The organism is Pseudophaeobacter leonis (assembly GCF_002087335.1).
GTDB lineage: Bacteria > Pseudomonadota > Alphaproteobacteria > Rhodobacterales > Rhodobacteraceae > Pseudophaeobacter > Pseudophaeobacter leonis.
Genome location: NZ_MWVJ01000126.1, coordinates 1 through 2205 on the forward strand (window position 1 = coordinate 1; position 2205 = coordinate 2205).

Below are 2205 nucleotides of genomic sequence, written 5' to 3' on the forward strand. Positions count from 1 at the left end.
GCATCAGAGCCCGGTGACGCGGATGGGCGACAATTGCGCGCTGCAGGACCGCAAAGCGCTGCGCCCGGGTTTTGCCCTCCAGGCTTGGCGTGGCCTTGATTCGTCGCAACATATCCGGCAGTGGTCCAGCTGGGCAAGCCGTGACAGGTTTTCGGCAATCAAGGCGGATTGATTATACCGCCGCTTTATCAGGCGCGACCAGTGCAGCGGCACCGGGCAGAGCAGCGGATTGTCCCGCAGCAGCGGCCCCGACGCCCGCTGCATCCAGCCGGCTGCGGGCGCCGCCAGATCTGCGCGGTCGCCATGTTTCAGCGCCATCACCAGCTTGCGCGCCTTGTCCTTATACAGCAGCGCAGCACGTCCCTGGCTCCAGGGGCGCGGCGTTGACATGCATTCATCGCAGTCCAGACGAAACCCATCCGTATCCCCGGGCAGAGGCTGGCCACAGCCTTCGCAGACCGTGCCGCTGATAAAATGCGCATCCCTCCAGCAGGAGCCGCACAGACCGAAGTCCTGCTCAACCAATTCATCACAGCCCAGACATTTGGGCGGATAAACAAGTGAAACAGCGGTTTGAAACGACGCGCGCAGCATCTAAAGAACTCCTATGACGCAAGCACCCAAATCACAGCCAGAGCTGTTTGATCCTCAGGCCCTGAGAAACCATCGCGCCCGCCACCAGCGCGCGGCCCTATTCCTTCACGACCTGGCAAGGGACGAAGTTGAAGATCGCTTAAGCTTAGTTAACAGGACCTTTACGAGTCCGGCAATTGTGACTCCTTTTGCTGAAGTTTGGCGCGATTCCCTGCAAGATGCCAAAATTGTCCACGATGACGACGTTCTGGACCTCACCCCCGGGACCCATGATCTGGTGGTGCATGCCATGGGGCTGCATTGGGCCAATGATCCGGTTGGACAGCTCATTCAGTGTCGCCGCGCTTTGCGCGAGGACGGGTTGCTGCTGGCCATCACCCTCGGCGGGCGCACCCTGCACGAGCTGCGCGCCGCCCCCGTGAGGCCGCGGCGCTTGTCTCAGGCGGCTTGTCGCCGCGTATCTCACCGATGGGAGAAGTGCGGATCTGGGCGGGCTGCTGCAACGGGCGGGCTTTGCCCTGCCGGTGGCCGATGTTGTGCCGCTCACTGCGCAATACCGCGACAGTCTGCATCTGATGCGGGATCTGCGCGCCATGGGCGAGGGCAATGCCCTTAGCCAGCGCCTGAAACACCTCAGCCCCCGGGCGCTGTTTGCCCAGACCGAAGCCATCTACCAAGAACACTTTGGCCTGCCAAACGGCAAACTACCCGCAACCTTTGAGCTGGTCTGCCTCACCGGCTGGTCGCCGTCAGACAGCCAGCAGCAGCCGCTGCGCCCCGGCTCTGCCAAGATGCGCCTCTCTGAGGCCCTGAAGGTACCAGAAACCAAGCTGCCTGACTGATCTCCTAGCCGCGCCTCCGCGACCCGAGCGATAAGAAAAACAAATCACTGCGCCAATATGATCCAATTGGCCTTTGACCCCGTAGTATGAAAACTGATGGCAGATTGTGACTTTCGCCATGGTTTCCACAAGCAAAGCTTTGCCGCAGATACAGGACCACCGCCCCTATGTTGGATTCTTCCGCCCCCGCCACCTGCCCCGCCCACGCGCCAGCTGATCACCCAAAGATCAAGGGCGAAAAGGTCGGTATCCTTCTGGCCAACCTCGGCACACCTGATGATTACAGCTACTGGCCAATGCGCCGCTATCTGGGTGAGTTCCTGTCGGACAAGCGGGTGATCGACTACCCCGCCTGGAAGTGGCAGCCTTTGTTGCAACTGATCATCCTGACAAAACGGCCCTTTTCATCGGGCGCGGCCTATAAATCGATCTGGAATCACGACAAGGGCGAAAGCCCCCTGATGACCATCACCAAACAGCAGACCGAAAAGATGGCCGAGGCTATGGCCCAGCGCTATGGCGACCAGGTCATGGTCGATTTCTGCATCCGCTATGGCAACCCGTCGACCCAGTCCAAGGTGCGCGCCATGGTTGAGGCAGGCTGTCAGAAAATCCTGTTTGTGCCGCTTTATCCCCACTATGCCGGCGCCACCTCCGGCACCGCCAATGATGAGTTCTTTCGCGCTCTGATGAAAGAAACCTGGCAGCCCGCCGCCCGCACCATCGCGCCCTATTTTGATGAACCCGCCTATATCGAGGCACTGGCGCG

General features: G+C 60.5%; 2 protein-coding genes and 1 pseudogene. 2 read left to right on the plus strand and 1 reads right to left on the minus strand.

Annotation, left to right across the window (positions count from 1 at the left end; genetic code table 11):
- Positions 1-3 precede the first annotated feature (3 nt).
- Positions 4-594: a ComF family protein gene (locus B4968_RS22410; protein WP_420916590.1), complete on the minus strand. Its 591-nt coding sequence runs from the start codon at positions 592-594 to the stop codon at positions 4-6.
- 13 nt (positions 595-607) lie between these two features.
- Between B4968_RS22410 and B4968_RS22415 the strand changes: the two are divergent.
- Positions 608-1436, plus strand: a pseudogene (locus tag B4968_RS22415) (methyltransferase domain-containing protein).
- Between the two features lie 167 nt (positions 1437-1603).
- The coding region (hemH, locus tag B4968_RS22420) for a ferrochelatase (RefSeq protein ID WP_083101394.1) at positions 1604-2205 on the plus strand (602 nt) is incomplete at its 3' end.

Excerpts from the sequence above, each read along its gene's own strand:
- B4968_RS22410 (WP_420916590.1), bottom strand. The coding sequence starts at position 594 with ATGCTGCGCGCGTCGTTTCAAACCGCTGTTTCACTTGTTTATCCGCCC.